Annotated in this window: 16 protein-coding genes and 1 riboswitch; of the genes, 3 read left to right on the top strand and 13 right to left on the bottom strand. The window is 64.5% G+C overall.

What is annotated here, in order from left to right:
• Nucleotides 1–96 precede the first annotated feature (96 nt).
• Together BLV07_RS11900 and BLV07_RS11895 are read right to left on the bottom strand one after the other, a co-directional pair.
• Nucleotides 97–510, bottom strand: a complete 414-nt coding sequence (locus BLV07_RS11900) for a PAS domain-containing protein (protein WP_091885000.1) — start codon at nt 508–510, stop codon at nt 97–99.
• Nucleotides 511–617: 107 nt separating this feature from the next.
• Nucleotides 618–1,754 carry a 2'-deoxycytidine 5'-triphosphate deaminase gene (locus BLV07_RS11895; RefSeq protein WP_091884996.1) on the bottom strand — a complete coding sequence of 379 codons (1,137 nt, stop codon included), beginning with the start codon at nt 1,752–1,754 and terminating at the stop codon, nt 618–620.
• Nucleotides 1,755–1,834: 80 nt separating this feature from the next.
• Nucleotides 1,835–1,914: riboswitch (SAM riboswitch) on the top strand.
• A gap of 73 nt (nt 1,915–1,987) precedes the next feature.
• On the opposite strand from BLV07_RS11895, the gene BLV07_RS11890 reads away from it, so the two are divergent.
• A complete protein-coding gene (locus tag BLV07_RS11890; protein ID WP_176945482.1) occupies nt 1,988–3,175 on the top strand; it encodes an O-succinylhomoserine sulfhydrylase in 1,188 nt (395 codons plus the stop codon).
• Nucleotides 3,176–3,347: 172 nt separating this feature from the next.
• Here BLV07_RS11890 and BLV07_RS11885 read toward each other — a convergent pair whose 3' ends face one another.
• Genes BLV07_RS11885 through BLV07_RS11875 form a run of 3 tightly spaced genes read right to left on the bottom strand, consistent with a single transcriptional unit; the run spans nt 3,348 to nt 6,388 of the window.
• Nucleotides 3,348–4,340, bottom strand: coding sequence for an SGNH/GDSL hydrolase family protein (locus tag BLV07_RS11885; RefSeq protein WP_091884989.1), 993 nt, complete (start codon nt 4,338–4,340; stop codon nt 3,348–3,350).
• Between the two features lie 12 nt (nt 4,341–4,352).
• Nucleotides 4,353–5,132, bottom strand: coding sequence for an SGNH/GDSL hydrolase family protein (locus BLV07_RS11880; protein ID WP_091884982.1), 780 nt, complete (start codon nt 5,130–5,132; stop codon nt 4,353–4,355).
• A complete protein-coding gene (locus BLV07_RS11875) occupies nt 5,132–6,388 on the bottom strand; it encodes an OpgC domain-containing protein (RefSeq protein WP_091884976.1) in 1,257 nt (418 codons plus the stop codon). Before BLV07_RS11875 ends, BLV07_RS11880 begins: the two co-directional genes overlap by 1 nt.
• Nucleotides 6,389–6,585: 197 nt before the next feature.
• On the opposite strand from BLV07_RS11875, the gene apaG reads away from it, so the two are divergent.
• Nucleotides 6,586–6,978: a Co2+/Mg2+ efflux facilitator ApaG/CorD gene (apaG, locus tag BLV07_RS11870; RefSeq protein WP_176945497.1), complete on the top strand. Its 393-nt coding sequence runs from the start codon at nt 6,586–6,588 to the stop codon at nt 6,976–6,978.
• 544 nt (nt 6,979–7,522) lie between these two features.
• Here the strand turns inward: apaG and BLV07_RS11860 are convergent.
• From BLV07_RS11860 to BLV07_RS11850, 3 genes are all read right to left on the bottom strand, one after another.
• Nucleotides 7,523–8,530 (bottom strand): Hsp33 family molecular chaperone, encoded by a 1,008-nt coding sequence (locus BLV07_RS11860; protein ID WP_091884965.1) that lies wholly within the window; start codon nt 8,528–8,530, stop codon nt 7,523–7,525.
• Between the two features lie 166 nt (nt 8,531–8,696).
• Entirely contained in the window at nt 8,697–9,620 is a 924-nt protein-coding gene (gene argF, locus BLV07_RS11855) for an ornithine carbamoyltransferase (RefSeq protein WP_091884961.1), read from the bottom strand.
• Entirely contained in the window at nt 9,620–10,828 is a 1,209-nt protein-coding gene (locus BLV07_RS11850) for an aspartate aminotransferase family protein (protein WP_176945481.1), read from the bottom strand. The genes argF and BLV07_RS11850 overlap by 1 nt, the downstream gene beginning before the upstream one ends.
• A gap of 468 nt (nt 10,829–11,296) precedes the next feature.
• On the opposite strand from BLV07_RS11850, the gene BLV07_RS11845 reads away from it, so the two are divergent.
• Complete coding sequence (locus BLV07_RS11845) at nt 11,297–11,809, top strand: GcrA family cell cycle regulator (RefSeq protein WP_091885401.1); 513 nt, start codon at nt 11,297–11,299, stop codon at nt 11,807–11,809.
• A 229-nt stretch (nt 11,810–12,038) separates the two neighbouring features.
• Here BLV07_RS11845 and phoB read toward each other — a convergent pair whose 3' ends face one another.
• The 5 genes from phoB to pstC are packed head-to-tail and all read right to left on the bottom strand — an operon-like array spanning nt 12,039 to nt 16,141.
• Nucleotides 12,039–12,746 carry a phosphate regulon transcriptional regulator PhoB gene (phoB, locus tag BLV07_RS11840; protein WP_008143479.1) on the bottom strand — a complete coding sequence of 236 codons (708 nt, stop codon included), beginning with the start codon at nt 12,744–12,746 and terminating at the stop codon, nt 12,039–12,041.
• A 15-nt stretch (nt 12,747–12,761) separates the two neighbouring features.
• Nucleotides 12,762–13,478, bottom strand: a complete 717-nt coding sequence (phoU, locus tag BLV07_RS11835) for a phosphate signaling complex protein PhoU (protein ID WP_091884957.1) — start codon at nt 13,476–13,478, stop codon at nt 12,762–12,764.
• A gap of 11 nt (nt 13,479–13,489) precedes the next feature.
• Nucleotides 13,490–14,308 (bottom strand): phosphate ABC transporter ATP-binding protein PstB, encoded by an 819-nt coding sequence (pstB, locus tag BLV07_RS11830; RefSeq protein WP_091884952.1) that lies wholly within the window; start codon nt 14,306–14,308, stop codon nt 13,490–13,492.
• Nucleotides 14,305–15,150, bottom strand: coding sequence for a phosphate ABC transporter permease PstA (gene pstA / locus BLV07_RS11825; RefSeq protein WP_091884948.1), 846 nt, complete (start codon nt 15,148–15,150; stop codon nt 14,305–14,307). Before pstA ends, pstB begins: the two co-directional genes overlap by 4 nt.
• A 1-nt stretch (nt 15,151) precedes the next feature.
• The gene (gene pstC, locus BLV07_RS11820; protein WP_164934782.1) at nt 15,152–16,141 is read right to left on the bottom strand and encodes a phosphate ABC transporter permease subunit PstC; all 990 of its coding nucleotides are present in this window, start codon (nt 16,139–16,141) and stop codon (nt 15,152–15,154) included.
• Nucleotides 16,142–16,161: the final 20 nt, after the last annotated feature.

Here is a 16,161-nt window from a genome sequence, read left to right as displayed (position 1 = left end):
CCGATCGTTGTTTCGATCGAGTGTGTCACTGCACCCGGTGACAGGCAACATGACGCGCATGCAGGCCGCCCTGCACGGCGGCCCGTCAATTCCGCATCACGAATTTTGCGCGGCCTTGGCAGCGCGCTCGCGCTCGACGCGTTCCGTCACGTCGCGTGCCATCGCCACCGATCCCTGCACCGCTCCAGCGGCATCGCGCACCAGCGCGAAGGTCATCTCGATGTAGAGCTTGCGTCCGCTCTTGTGCAGCGCGCGTGTCAGCGTCGGACGCCCTGCAAGCTTCATCGTGCCGCTGGAAAGCGCAGCCTCAAAACCCCTCCAGTGCGCGGCACGCAGATGCTCTGGAATGATCAGATCGAGATTCTGCCCCAGCGCTTCCCCGGCGGAGAAGCCGAACAGGGCGGTCGATGCCCGATTCCAGCGTGTGATTGTGCCGTAGCGATCCGAATAGATCAGCGCGTCAGCGACGTCTTCGACGATGTTTGCGTCAAGTTCGGATTGATCGGTCATGCCAAGACCTTGTAGCCCGGATGGAGCGCAGCGTAATCCGGGATTGGTGCCACAAGCGAGAGAACTCCCGGATTACGCTTGCGCTCCATCCGGGCTACAGGATCGGGCTACACCCGAAAATGCTTCGATAGTTTGAGGCCCTGCGCCTGGTAGTTGGAGCCGATGCGCTGGCCGTACATCGCATCGGGACGGGCCAGCATCTTCTCATAGACGAGGCGGCCGACGATCTGGCCATGCTCGAGGATGAACGGCACTTCGCGCGAGCGCACCTCCAGCACGGCGCGCGCGCCTTGGCCGCCGGCACCGGCATAGCCGAAGCCGGGATCGAAAAATCCGGCATAGTGCACGCGGAATTCACCGACCAAGGGATCGAACGGCACCATCTCGGCGGCGTAGTCGGGCGGGACCTGCACAGCTTCCTTGGAGGCGAGGATGTAGAACTCGCCGGGATCGAGGATCAGGCTGCCGTCGGGGCGGGCCGAGATCGGCTCCCAGAAATCCTCCACCGCATAGCCGGAGCGGCGGTCGACGTCGACGACGCCGGTGTGGCGCTTGGCGCGATAACCGACGAAGCCATTCGCTTTCTCACCCGACAGGTCGACGGAGACGGCGACGCCACCGGAGAGATCGGCATCGTCGATGTCGACCAGGCGTTCGGCGGCATGCAGCGCATCGAGCTCGTCGGCATTGAGGATGGCGTCGCCAGTGCGGAAGCGCACCTGCGACAGGCGCGAGCCCTCGCGCACCAGCACCGGAAACGTCTTCGGGCTGATCTCGGCATAGAGCGGGCCGTGATAGCCGGCGCCGATCATGTCGAAGCGGCGGGTACCGTCGGCGATCACGCGGGTGAAGACGTCGAGCCGGCCGGTCGAGCTCTTGGGGTTCGCGGCCGCGACGATCTCCGGCGGCAGCGCGAGGCTTTCCAGCAGCGGCACAATGTAGACGCAGTTGGTCTCCAGCACCGCGCCGTCGGCCAGGCTGAACTCGTGCAGCTTCAATTCGTCGATGCGTTCGGCGACGGTGGCGCCGGGACCGGGCAGGAAGCTGGCGCGGACGCGATAGGCGATGTCGCCGAGGCGCAAATCGAGGCTCGCCGGCTGGATCTGGCTCTCGACGAAGTCGTACGCGGGCAGGATGAGCCCCGCCTCCGCCATCGCCGCGATCATGCGGTCGGGCAGGATACCATTGGCGTCGGCAGCGACCGTGAACGTCAACCGGGGATCCTCAGCAAGGGGCAAACGCATCCCGATATACGGGAAATACTAGCCTTTTACGGCTATCCGATGGACGCCTTGACGGAAAGGGCGTTGCGGAATATGAGCATCACTTATCCCGTGGTGATTTGAGCCGGCCGGCTTGCAGCCACGTTAAATAAGTCGCTAAACAGGCCGGGGACCTCTGTGATCCCGGCCCGTGGAGATATCCAGGCCGGTTTTTTTGTGACCGTTCTCGCTCGACGGTCATGTCGGAGGGTCCTATGTCGAAGTCGCCTGCCACCTACCGTCCCGAAACCCGCTTGGTCCATTCCGGGACCCTGCGCTCGCAATATGGCGAGACCTCGGAGGCGCTGTTCCTGACGCAAGGGTACGTCTACAACAGCGCCGAGGAGTGCGAGGCGCGGTTCAAGGGCGAGGATCCCGGCTTCATCTATTCGCGCTACTCCAACCCGACCATCGCGATGTTCGAGCGCCGCATGATCGAGCTCGAAGGCGCCGAGGCGGCCCGCTCGGCGGCCACCGGCATGGCGGCGGTGACGACCGCGATCCTGGCGCCGCTGAAGGCGGGCGACCATGTGGTCGCTTCGCGGGCGCTGTTCGGCTCATGCCTCTATGTGGTGCAGGATCTGCTGCCGCGCTACGGCATCGAGACCACGCTGGTCGACGGGCTCGATCTCGACCAGTGGCAGCGGGCGCTCAAGCCCAACACCAAGACGTTCTTCCTGGAGAGCCCGACCAATCCGACGTTAGATGTGCTCGACATCCCCGGCATCGCCGAGATCGCGCACAAGGGTGGCGCGCGGCTCGTCGTCGACAACGTGTTCGCAACGCCGATCTGGCAGAGCCCGCTCGCGCTCGGGGCCGACGTCGTGGTCTATTCGGCGACCAAGCATATCGACGGCCAGGGCCGCTGTCTGGGCGGCATCATCCTGTCCTCGGAAGCCTTCATCGCCGAGCACATCCACAATTTCATGCGCCAGACCGGCCCGTCGATCTCGCCGTTCAACGCCTGGGTCCTGCTCAAGGGCCTTGAGACGCTGGGCGTTCGCGTGCGCGCGCAGACCGACACCGCCGCGCGCATTGCCGAGGTGCTGGCGAGCCATCCGAAGATTTCGCGGTTGGTCTATCCCGGCCGCGCCGATCACCCGCAGGCGGCGCTGGTGAAGAAGCAGATGCGCGGCGGCTCGACGCTGGTCGGCTTCGAGGTCAAGGGCGGCAAGCAGGCCGCGTTCCGCGTGCTCAATGAATTGAAGCTGGCGAAGATCTCCAACAATCTCGGCGACGCCAAGAGCCTCGTCACGCATCCGGCGACCACGACGCATCAGCGTCTGAAGCCGGAAGACCGCGCCGCGCTCGGCATCAGCGAGGGCTTCATCCGCTTCTCCGCCGGGCTCGAGCATGCGGACGATCTGATCGAGGATTTGACCGCTGCGCTGGAGAAGGCGTGAGCTTCTTACCCTCCCCTGGAGGGGGAGGGTCGGCTCATATGGAGCGCAGCGAAATGTGAGCCGGGGTGGGGTGATCTCTCCGCGTCCAACACTGCCCGAGTGGAGCGATCACCCCACCCCGCTCGCGCTTCGCGCGATCGACCCTCCCCCTCCAGGGGAGGGTAAGCAAAACCTACATCGGCCGATACGCCCGCACGTCCGCGGGCACGTTCACACCCAGCTTGATCTGGCCGACGGAGTGGATGATGTCGTCGCCGAGGAGCTGGGCGAAGCAGGCATAGCCCCAATCGTTCATGTGCAGGCCGTCGGCGATGACGAAGCCCTCGACCGGGATCGCCTGCTTCTCGTGCCAGTCGCGCATCACCTCGAAGCGCGGGAAGATGCCGACGTGACGGAGCTCTGCGACCTTGCCGAGCAGCTTCACCATCTTGCCGGCGCTCTCGGCGCGCCGGTTGACTGCCGGCGAATATTGCGGATCGACCAGCACGATGTCGGCGCCGCCCGCAGCCTGGATGCGGGAGATGCCGTCCTCGACTATCTTTGCGGTCTCGCCGGGATCGAGGTTGCGCAGCACGGCGTTGGTGCCGACCTGCCAGATCACCATATCCGGATGCACGTCAATCACCTGCGTCTGAAGGCGCTTCATCATCTCGGGCGCATCCTCGCCACCAACGCCGGCATTGACGACGGTGATGTCGGCGGTCGGATAATGCCGGCGCAGCTGTGCGGCGAGACGGTTCGGATAATTGAACTCCGGCGAGCTCGCACCGAATCCTGCGGTCGACGACGAGCCGAACGCGACGATGACGACGGGCTGGCCGGCGACGAGCTTGCTTGCGACATGCGGCAGCGTGCCCATCGCCTTCGAGCCGCCCTTCGGCGGCAGGCAGGGCACGCGGCTGAAGATGTCGCCGGCGGACTTTGCGACCTCCTTCACCTTGTCGATGGCGCGCGCGGTGATGCCGCGCTGGTCGGGGGACGTTGCGGCGACGGTGGTTTGGGAGGGCGGTGCGGAAGCGGGATCAGCCGGCTGCGCGGGCGCGGGCGTCGCCTGTGCGGCGTGCGTCTGCGCGCGCAGCTGCGAAGCAGGTGCCAGCACCAGCAGCATTGCTGCTGCGGGCGCAGCCAGCCATGACCTCAGACAAAAAGGGCGGAGAGAACTCATTAACGCTAGACCTCAATTTTGCTGCTGGGCCGGCTCCAGATGGGCAGCGTCGATCACGAATTGTGCCAACGCCCGGCCAAGGCAATCATGAACCTGTTTCGCCAGCTCAGGCCCGCGGGACGGGTTGAACAGGTCGAACTGGCCCTGATCATTCCACTGCCGCATGATCGCGAAACGGTCGAACAGCGGGATGTCGTGCTCCTGCGCCACCACGCGCATATTATCGAGAAAAGGCTGCGCCGCGATCATGGTTTCGGTACGCGGGCTGTACTGCAAATTCATCAAGACGACGTCAGCCCCTGTCTTTTGCAACGCAGTAACCCCTTCGGTTACCGCGCTGCGAAATTCGTCGGGATCGATGGATCGGATAGCATCCACGGTCCCGGTCTGCCAGATGACCAAAGTAGGCGTTTTTGCTTCCATCAGCTTAACGAAGGTGGCGGCGGTCTCCTGTGCCGTCCTCTTGCTCTGTATTTCTACGGAGACGTGCACCGCTTCCGAGGGCGGCAGCTTGTCCTTGAGGTTCACCTCCATGCGCGCCGGATATGAGCTGCTCTCCGAGGAAGGAATCGTGGTCGAGCGGCTGCCGATGACCAGAATCTCGAGCGGCTTGCCGGCCTTGACGGCGCCGGCGACCTTGGGCAGCCGGCTCTCGCTGGTGAGCAGATAGGACGGCAATTCGCAGGCCGCGGGCGCGGCCGGGGCGGCAGGCGCAGCATCGCCCGCGCGCGCCATGGGCGCGGCGAGGCCACCGCATAGCAGGATCAGGCTCAGGAGAACCTTCGCCTTCATCAGCCCCCTCCCGCCAGATCGGCGTTGCCGACGGCGTTTTTGGTTTTCGCACCGCTCTTGTCAGCCACGCTCTTGTACCACGAAATGACCCAGGCCACCCCCCACATGATCAGGATTCCGGAGAGACTAATCAACGCATGCATGGCTGCGCCGCCGGAGACCTCGGCCAGGATGAAATGGCCGGCGAAGGCCAGGAAGACGCCGAGACAGAAGATCTCGAGGGAATGCTGCCCACATAGAATGAGCGGCCGTAGCCAGCGCGATTTCAAGCCCGGCCAGGTCCGCGGCAGGAAGCGCACGGTGAGCGCGGCCAGCGCCAGGAAATGGGTGAAGCGCAGCACGTCGAGATCGGTCTTGTCGATCGGATACATCCACTGCTCGATGCGCTTCGGCATGAGGTGACCAAGCTGCGGCACGTACCAGGTCAGCGTCACGTAGAACGCCGCGACCAGATAAGCGATCGCAATCCACATCGTCACCGGTGAGGCCAGGATGCGCGACATGCGTCGCGCACCTCCGAGCGCGCACCATGCACCGAAGACGAAAAGCAATTGCCAGGCCAGCGGATTGAACGCCCAGAAGCCGTTCGGATAGGCCGAGAAGTAGAGGTCGTATTCCCAGGTCACCGCGTAGAGCACGACCGACAGGCCGAGCGTGACGTCGGGCTTCCACCTCATCGACCACAGGATCAACGGCAGCGCCAGCATCAGCACGATGTAGAGCGGCAGCACGTCCATGTTGACGGGCCGGAAGCGCAGCAGCAGCGCCTGCACGATGGTGACGTCGGGCTGCTTGAGGAAATCCATGATGCCCATCTCTTCGGTGTAGAGCGGGTTCTCGAAGCTGGTCGCCACATAGGAGATCTCGGCGAGGAAGATCGTGAACAGGAAGACGTGGGCGACGTAGATCTGCCAGACGCGGCGCAGGATGCGCGCGGTGGCGATGACGACGCCGTTCTCCAGCATCGCCCGCCCGTAGACGAAGGCGGCGGTGTAGCCGGAGATGAAGATGAAGATCTCGGTGGCGTCGCTGAAGCCGTAATTGCGGATGGTGAACCAGGTCAGCAGGCTGGTTGGCAGATGGTCGATGAAGATCAGCCACAGCGCCAGCCCGCGGAACAGATCGAGCCGGAGCTCGCGCTCGCCGATGGCCGGCAGCGTGATGGCCGGCGCGGCGGCCCGCGGCGTGATGCCTGCGGGTTTGGCATCCGCGGTTCCCGCGATCGTCGATCCCGTCACTTGGTCGGCAATGGTCATCGGGGGCCAAAAACCCTTCCGCAAATCGCGACGTGCAATGGAGTTTACCGTTCCAGCCGTCGTCCCGCAAAGCGGCACGATCACATAAGGGTGTCTTCCCTTGGGGGAGTCCTTCCCCGCGAATTCTGGCGGGACGATGTCGCCAAAGCCGTCTCCAGCGTTTGGTTCCCCGGGCGGATTTCGGTATGATGGAGGTTATGTACCGCGCCGTGACCCGCCAGATCGAAGTGACCGTCGAGCCGAACTTTGTTCCGGAGCAGTCTTCGGCCGATCGCTCCCGCTATTTCTGGTCCTACACCATCGTCATCACCAATTCCGGCGACGAGACCGTGCAGCTGAAGACGCGGCACTGGATCATCACCGATGCCTCCGGCCGCCAGCAGGAGGTGAAGGGCGAGGGCGTCGTCGGCGAGCAGCCGATCCTGGCCCCCGGCGAACGCTTCGAATACACCTCCGGCGTGCCGCTCACGACCGCCTCCGGCTTCATGACCGGCCGCTACCAGATGGTCAGCGAAAGCGGCGAGCGCTTCGAGATCGACGTGCCGACGTTCTCGCTGGACAGCCCGGACAACAAGCGGGTGTTGAATTAGGGGCGGTGCGGCGACGCCCACCGCTGTCATGCCCCGCCACCGGGTCTCGCCTTCGGCGAGCCCGATGACAGGCTCCGGCGGGTACGCCGCGGCTTATCGGTTCAATCAGCGCCGGTCAAGCCGGGCGATGACAGCGCGTATGTGGCGAGCAGCTTCCACAACATCGTCATTGCGAGCGCAGCGAAGCAATCCGGAATCTCTCCGCGGAAAGACTCTGGATTGCTTCACTGCGCTCGCAATGACGGAGTATGAGGCGGCTGCGCCGTTCTCCAAATGACGCTGTCATTCTCCGCGAAAGCGGGGAATCCAGTACGCCGCGGCCTATCGGTTCAATCACTGTTGTCTCGGAGTACTGGATCGCCCGGTCAAGCCGGGCGATGACAGCGAGAACGAGGCGCGAGCGTGCCCCAAACTCGTCACTGCGAGGAGCTCGCGACAAAATTGCAAAGCAATTTTGCGCTGATGCGACGAAGCAATCCAGACTGACACCGCGGATGCATTTCTGGATTGCTTCGCTGCGCTCGCAATGACGGGAAATGGGGGCCTACGCGTCCTCCACACCCGCCTCGTGCGGAGTGAACTGGTAGACCGACGAGCAGAATTCGCAGGTCACCACGACCTTGTCGTCCTTGACCATGGCGGCGCGGTCGTCCGACGAGAAGCTCTTCAGCATGGACGCGACCGCATCACGCGAGCAGGAGCATTGCGCCTTCAGGACCTGTGGATTGAACACGCGCACGCCGCGCTCGTGAAACAAGCGGAACAGCAGCCGCTCACCGGACAGCTCGGGATCGATCAGCTCGACGTCCTCGACGGTCTCGATCAGCGAGCGCGCCTCGACCCAGGCGTCGTCTTCCGCGACGCTGTGCACCTCGGTGCCTTCGGGCGCGTTGCCGGGATGCAAATCGGCCTGCCGCGCGCGCTCCGGTGCCTTCGGCAAAAACTGCATCAGCATGCCGCCGGCACGCCAGCGATGCTTGCCGCCGTCGCTACTGCGCCATTCCTCGCCGACCGCGAGGCGCACGCGCGTCGGGATCTGCTCGGAGCGCAGGAAATATTCGTGGGCGGCCTCTTCGAGGCCGCCGCCGTCGAGCGCGACCAGGCCCTGGTAACGGCTCATGTCGGGGCCCTGGTCGATGGTCATGGCGAGATGGCCGCGGCCGAGCAGCGTCCCTGAATCCCTGGCGTCACCGAGGCGCGCAGCATCGAAGCGCGCATAGGCGCGCAGACGATCCGGCGCCATGTAGTCGACGACCAGGAACGACACCGGACCGTCGGTCTGGGCTTGAAGGATGAAGCGGCCCTCGAATTTCAGCGCCGAGCCGAGCAACGTCGTCAGCACGATGGCCTCGCCGAGCAGCTTGCCGACCGGGGCGGGATAATCGTGCTTGGTGAGGATGTCGTCGAGCGCCGGGCCGAGCCGCACCAGGCGGCCGCGCACGTCGAGCGCGTCGACCTCGTAGGGCAGCACGGCGTCATCGATCGGAACTGCTGATGGCGCGCGAACCGGGCCTTCGAGCCCGGTTTTCATGTCAGGGGATTGGAAAACCATGGCGCTCTATCTGGGGTCGGAGGTGACGGATTGGAAGGGGTGCGAGGCGGCGTGTTCCGGATGCAGTTATGATTGCCCGACATTACCGCAAACTCGATGTCGTCCCGGCCTAGTGCGCAATTACGCACTAGGCCGGGACGACGAATAAATAATCTACCGTCGCGCGTTACTTCACCGCGTCAAAGCACCAGGCCAGAATGCCCTTCTGCGCATGCAGGCGGTTTTCGGCCTCGTCGAACACGACCGATTGCGGGCCGTCGATCACGTCATCGGTGACCTCTTCGCCGCGGTGGGCGGGCAGGCAGTGCATGAACAGCGCATCGGACTTGGCCAGCGACATCAGCTTGGCATTGACCTGGTAGGGCTTGAGCACGTTGTGGCGGTGCTCGCCTTCCTTGTCGCCCATCGACACCCAGGTGTCGGTGACGACGCAATCGGCACCGCGCACGGCGGCTTCCGGATCGGTGCCGAGCACGATCGGCGCATTGGTCGTCTTGATCCAGTCACGCATCGCCTTCTTCGGCGCGAGCTCCGGCGGCGTTGCGACGTTGAGCTGGAATTTGAAGCGCTCGGCGGCGTGGGCCCAGGACGCCAGCACGTTGTTGTCGTCACCGGTCCAGGCCACCGTCTTGCCCTCGATCGGGCCGCGATGCTCCTCATAGGTCATGAGGTCGGCCATCACCTGGCAAGGGTGCGAACGGCGCGTCAGGCCGTTGATGACGGGCACGGTCGCATAGGCCGCAAGCTCCAGCAGCGCCTCGTGATTGAGGATGCGGATCATGATGGCGTCGACATAGCGCGACAGCACGCGCGCGGTGTCGGCGATGGTCTCGCCACGGCCCAGCTGCATTTCTGCGCCGGTGAGCATGATGGGCTCGCCGCCGAGCTGGCGCATGGCGACGTCGAACGACACCCGCGTCCGCGTCGAGGGGCGCTCGAAGATCATCGCCAGCGTCTTGCCTTCGAGCGGCCTGACCGGCTGATGCGCCTTCTGCTTCGCCTTCATGGCCGAGGATGCGGCGAGCATGCGCTTGAGCTCCGACAGCGGGAGCTCGTTGATGTCGAGGAAGTGCTTTGGCGACTTGCTCATTAGCTTGCCGCCCGCTTGGTCTGACTGGACGAGATCGCCGTGCAGGCGCGCTCGAGCCGCCCGATGCTGTCCTCGATCTCGGCTTCGGTGACGATCAGAGGTGGCAGAAAGCGCACGACATTGTCGCCGGCGCCGACGGTGAGCAGTTTTTCGTGGCGCAAGGCGGCAACGAGATCACCCGAAGGCACGACCGCCTTGATGCCGATCAGGAGACCCTCGCCACGAACTTCGCTGACGACATCAGGATGGCGATCGATCACGGAGGCGAGCTTCTGCTTGAGCAGCAGCGACATCTTCTGCACGTGGTCGAAGAAGCCAGGCTTGAGCATGACGTCGAGCACGGCGTTTGCAGCAGAGATCGCGAGCGGATTGCCGCCGAAGGTCGAGCCGTGCGAGCCGGGCGTCATGCCGGAGGCCGCTTCCGCGGTCGCAAGGCAAGCACCGATCGGAAAGCCGCCACCGAGCGCCTTCGCCAGCGACATCACGTCGGGCGTGACGCCGAGACGGCGATGCGCGAACAGATCGCCGGTGCGGCCCATGCCGGTCTGCACCTCGTCGAACGCGAGCAACAGGCCCTTTTCGTCGCAGAGCTGGCGCAGCGCCTTGAGAAAGGCGGGTGTCGACGAACGCACACCGCCCTCGCCCTGGATCGGCTCGATCAGGATGCCGGCGGTCTGCGGACCGATCGCCTTCTTCACGGCCTCGATATCGCCATGCGGGACCTGGTCGAAGCCGTCTATCGGCGGGCCGAAACCTTCGAGATATTTTGCCGAGCCCGTCGCAGCCAGCGTCGCCAGCGTACGGCCATGGAAAGCGCCCTCGAAGGTGATCATACGATAGCGATCGGGATGGCCTTTGGCAGCGTGATAGCGCCGCACGACCTTGATCACGCATTCCAGCGCTTCGGCGCCCGAATTACAGAAGAACACGAAGTCCGCGAAACTCTCGTTGCACAGACGCGTTGCAAGCCGTTCGCCATCCGGGCTCTGGAACAGGTTCGACATGTGCCAGAGCTTGGTCGCCTGCTCCTGCAATGCCTTGACCAGCGCGGGATGGGCATGGCCGAGCGCGTTCACCGCAACGCCCGACGTGAAATCGAGATAGCGATCGCCATTGGTCGCGATCAGCCAGCAGCCTTCGCCGCGCTCAAAACCAAGGTCGGCCCTGGCGAAAACGGGAAGCAGATGCGGCGCGGCGCTGTTGGTCATGACCATCACTTGGATGTTGCATTTGAATGTTGAGACCTGCCTGGCATGCCTTGCGCAGCGCACCATTGACCGGTCCGGAAAACGAAACGTGCCGCCTTTTAAGGGCGGCACGCGGCACTATCTTATGCCTGGCAAGACCGGTGTCAATGCCGCCCGGAAAGCCTCGCGAAACGCTGAATCCGTAGTCTTGCGGTGCCGATTTTGCGGGGTTTTCACCACGGAACATGTGGAAGCGAGTCGGCGGACTCTTGCGCGGGAGTCACGCCATATTGTAGCGTTTGGCCTGTCAGATACGACATCTCGTGCAGCGGTTCTGATCCTCTAAGTCCTCATGTACCGGCGTAAACGTTCGGGCGTCAGTAGCGCGCCCGGCGAGCCTTAAGGGATTCTGGCGGCACGGGTTTTTCAAGGCTTAGGCATTCGCTGTGAGGCCCCAGGATGGCGGCGCGCAGCGAGGGAAAGGGTGCAATGACGGTTTTGACCTGGTCCGACGATCGCGTCGAGCAGCTGAAAAAGCTCTGGGAGGCCGGACTTTCGGCCAGCCAGATCGCGGCCGAGCTCGGCAATGTGACCCGCAATGCCGTGATCGGTAAAGTGCACAGGCTCGGCCTGTCGGGCCGCGCCAAGAGCCCATCTTCGGCCGCGCCGCGGCCGCGCAAGGCGCGCCCAGCACAGCACATGATGCGGGTGACCCGGCCGATCTCGCGCGGCAACACCGCGCTGGCGCAGGCCTTCGAGGTCGAGGTGGAGGCCGAACCGGTCACCTACGACAACGTGGTGCCGATGAGCCAGCGGCTGTCGCTGCTGGAATTGAACGAGGCAACCTGCCACTGGCCGGTCGGCGATCCCTCGAGCCCGGATTTCTTCTTCTGCGGTGGCAGGGCGCTGTCCGGCCTGCCCTACTGTGCCCAGCACTCGCGCGTCGCCTATCAGCCGGCCGCGGATCGCCGGCGCGCGCCGGCCAAGCCGAGCACGCGGTGAGTTCGTTCTGAGATCAAAACGGCAGCCGTCACGCAATGACGGCTCTACAAATCCGATGTCGTCCCGGACAAGCGCGCCTAGATCCGGGACCCATAGCCACCGCAAGCTGTGGTTACGGGGACTCGGAGCTACCTTTTTCGCGCAACAATCACTCCCTGTGGCTATGGGTCCCGGATCTGGGACGACAGTGAGGGTGTGGCAGCCGCCTGCTAAAGCAACACCGCCTAACTTACGTCTGCTCCGCCTTCGCAAACCGATCATCCAGCGCATAGCCGGCGCCGCGGACGGTGCGGATCGGGTCCTGCTCGCGGCCGAGATTGAGCAGCTTGCGCAGGCGGCCGATATGGACGTCGACGGTGCGCTCGTCGATATAGATGTCGCGGCCCCAGACGCTGTCGAGCAGCTGCTCGCGCGAGAACACGCGGCCGGGATGCTCCAGGAAGAACTCCAGCAGGCGATATTCGGTCGGGCCGAGATCGATCGGCCGGCCCGAGCGCGCCACACGGCGCTTGTCGCGATCGAGCTCGATGTCGCCATAGGCGAGCACGGTGGCGAGCCGCTCCGGACTTGCGCGCCGCAGAAGGCCCTTCACGCGCGCGAGCAGCTCCGGCACCGAGAACGGCTTGACGATGTAGTCGTCGGCGCCGGTCGCAAGACCCCGCACCCGCTCGCTCTCCTCGCCGCGCGCGGTGAGCATGATGATCGGGAGCTGCTTGGTCTCGGGACGGGTGCGCAGCCGCCGGCACAGCTCGATGCCTGATAGTCCCGGCAGCATCCAGTCGAGCACGATCAGATCCGGGATGTGTTCCTTGAGGCGGGTGTCGGCGTCGTCGCCGCGCATCACCGTCTCCACGTCATAGCCGTCGCCTTCGAGGTTGTAACGGAGAAGCTCGGTGAGAGCTTCCTCGTCCTCAACCACCATAATGCGTGCGCCCATGTTGTCGTCGCTCCCTCAGGTATTCGGTACCGTCGTGGCGAAGGTCGTCATATCGCCCTTCGGCCGCTTGTCGGTGATCGCCTGACCCTCGATCATGTAGAACACGGTCTCGGCGATGTTGGTGGCGTGGTCGCCGATCCGCTCGATGTTCTTGGCGCAGAACATCAGATGGATGCAGAACGAGATGTTGCGCGGATCCTCCATCATGTAGGTGAGGAGTTCGCGGAACAGCGAGGTGCAGATGGCGTCGACTTCCTCATCGCCCTTCCACACCGCCATTGCCGCCGGCAGATCATGCGCGGCATAGGCGTCCAGCACCGACTTGACCTGCTGCTGCACGAGGTCGGTCATGTGCTCCAGGCCGCGAAACAGTTTTAGCGGATGGAAGTCCGTCTCCAGCGCCGCAACGCGCTTGCCCATGTTCTTGGCGAGGTCGCCGATGCGCTCGAGATCGGTGGCGACGCGCATGGCGCCGACGATCTCGCGCAGATCCACCGCCATCGGCTGGCGACGGGCGATGGTGAGCACGGCGCGCTCCTCGATGCGCTTCTGCAGCGCATCGAGCTCGGCGTCGGTGGTGACGACGCGCTGACCGAGCGCGACGTCGCGGCGGATCAGCGCATCGACGGAATCGACGATCATGCGCTCGGCGATGCCGCCCATCTCGGCGACCAGGCGGGTGAGCTCCTGGAGGTCGGTGTCGAAGGCCTTTGCGGTATGTTCAGTACCCATGTCCCGTCTCCTCAGCCGAACCGGCCGGTGATGTAATCCTGCGTACGCCGGTCGCTCGGCGACGTGAAGATCTTGCTGGTGTCGTCGAACTCGATCAGTTCGCCGAGATACATGAAGGCGGTCTTGTCGGAGACGCGCGCCGCCTGCTGCATGTTGTGGGTGACGATCGCGATCGTGTAGTTCTCGGACAGTTCCTGGATCAGCTCCTCGACCTTGGCGGTCGAGATCGGATCGAGCGCCGAGCAGGGCTCGTCGAACAAGATCACTTCAGGCCGCACCGCGACCGTGCGGGCGATGCAGAGGCGCTGCTGCTGGCCGCCGGAGAGCGACAGGCCCGAGGCGTTGAGCTTGTCCTTGACCTCGTTCCACAGCGCGCCGCCGCGCAACGCCTTCTCGACCCGGTCGTCCATCTCCGACTTCGAGATCTTCTCGTAGAGGCGGATGCCAAAGGCGATGTTCTCGTAGATCGTCATCGGAAACGGCGTCGGCTTCTGGAACACCATGCCGACCCGGGCGCGCAGCAGATTGAGGTCGAGCTTGGGATCGAGGATGTTGGTCTGGTCGAGCATCAGCTGACCGGTGACGCGCTGGCCCGGATAGAGGTCATACATCCGGTTGAAGATGCGCAGCAGGGTCGACTTGCCGCAGCCCGACGGGCCGATGAACGCCGTGACGCGGTTGGTGCCGAGCGTCAGGTTGATGTTCTTCAGCGCGTGATGCTCGCCGTAATAGAAGTTGAGGTTGCGCACCGTCACCTTGGCGGGCGCTTCCGGCAGCGGATGCGAGGCCAGGTGACCGTTGGAACTCACGGATACGGACAGGTCGGTCATTTTGCGGTCCTCTCGGCACCGAGGATGCGGGCGCCAATGTTCAGGGCAAGCACGGTGAGCGTGATCAGCAGTGCGCCGCTCCAGGCGAGCTGCTTCCAATAGGCGTAGGGGCTCTGCACGAAATTGTTGATGGTCACGGGCAGGTTCGCCATCGTCTTGTTCAGGCCGAGGCTGAAGAACTGGTTCGACAGCGCGGTGAACAGCAGCGGCGCGGTCTCGCCGGCGACGCGGGCGGTGGCGAGCAGCACGCCGGTGATGAGGCCGGAGCGCGCGGCGCGGTAGGCGATGCGCTTGATCACCAGCGAGCGCGGCAGGCCGAGCGCGGAGGCCGCCTCGCGCAGCGCGTTCGGCACCAGAAGCAGCATGTCCTCGGTGGTGCGCAGCACCACGGGGATGACGATCACGGCGAGCGCGAGGCTACCCGCGATCGCCGAGAAGCCGCGCATCGGCACCACCACCGCGCCGTAGATGAACAGGCCGATGATGATCGAGGGCGCCGACAACAGGATGTCGTTGATGAAGCGGATCACCGAGGTCAGCTTGTCGTTGCGGCCGTACTCGGCGAGATAGGTGCCGGCGAACAGGCCGAGCGGCGCGCCGATGCCGACGCCGAGCACGGTCATGATCAGCGAGCCGACGATGGCGTTGAGCAGGCCGCCTTCGGACGAGCCGGGCGGCGGCGTGTTCTCGGTGAAGACCTGCAGGTTCAGGCCGCTAAGGCCGTTGTAGAGCAGCGTGATCAGGATCAGCGCGAGCCAGGTGACGCCGAAGGCGGCGGCGGCGATGCAGAGCCCGCGGATGACGATGTCGGTGCGGCGACGGCGTGCGTAAATCGGGTTCATGTCACTTCCCCGCCTTCTGTTCCAGACGCAGCAGCATCAGCCGCGCGGCCGCGAGCACGAAGAACGTCAGCACGAACAGGAGCAGACCGAGCAGGATCAGGCCGGACTGGTGCAGGCCGTCGCTCTCGGCGAACTCGGAGGCGATCGCCGCCGAGATCGTGGTGCCCGGTGCGAAGATCGACGAGGAGATCCGGAACGAGTTGCCGATGATGAAGGTCACCGCCATGGTCTCGCCGAGCGCGCGGCCCAGCGCCAGCATGACGCCGCCGATGATGCCGACACGGGTGTAGGGGATCACCACGCTGCGGACGACTTCCCAGGTGGTGCAGCCGACGCCGTAGGCGGCTTCCTTCAGCACCGGCGGCACCGTCTTGAACACGTCGACCGAGATCGAGGTGATGAAGGGCAGCACCATGATGGCGAGGATCAGCGCGGCGTTGAACAGGCTGAGATAGGACGGTGGACCTGCGAAGATCGCTCCCAGCACCGGGACGCCGTCGAAGACCCTGATCATGAAGGGCTGGAAGGTGTTGGCCAGGAACGGGCCCAGCACGAAGAAGCCCCACATGCCGTAGATGATCGACGGAATGCCGGCGAGCAGCTCGATCGCCATGCCGATCGGGCGGCGCAGCCATTGCGGGCAGAGCTCGGTGAGGAAGATCGCAATGCCGAGACCGACCGGAATGGCGATCAGCATCGCGATGAAGGAGGTGACGAGCGTGCCGTACATCGGCCCGAGCGCGCCGAGCACGGGCGGATCGGCCGAAGGCGCCCAGCGCTGCGTCCACAGGAACGACAGGCCGTATTCCTTGATCGCCGGGAAGGCGCCGACGATTAGCGAAATGATGATCCCGCCGAGGATCAGCAGCACCGAGATCGCGGAAAGCCGCGTGATCCAGTAGAAGGTGACGTCGCCGAGCTTGAACGCGCTCAAGGCCTTGGCGCGGTCATACGGTCCGGCGTCGTCGATTACATCGCTCTGAACAGCCATCTCTGCCACGCCGATCCCCT

The sequence above is a fragment of the Bradyrhizobium sp. Rc2d genome (assembly GCF_900099855.1).
Taxonomy (GTDB): Bacteria; Pseudomonadota; Alphaproteobacteria; order Rhizobiales; family Xanthobacteraceae; genus Bradyrhizobium.
Note: the sequence above shows the minus strand (reverse complement) of the source record. Positions and strands in the feature narration are given on the sequence as shown.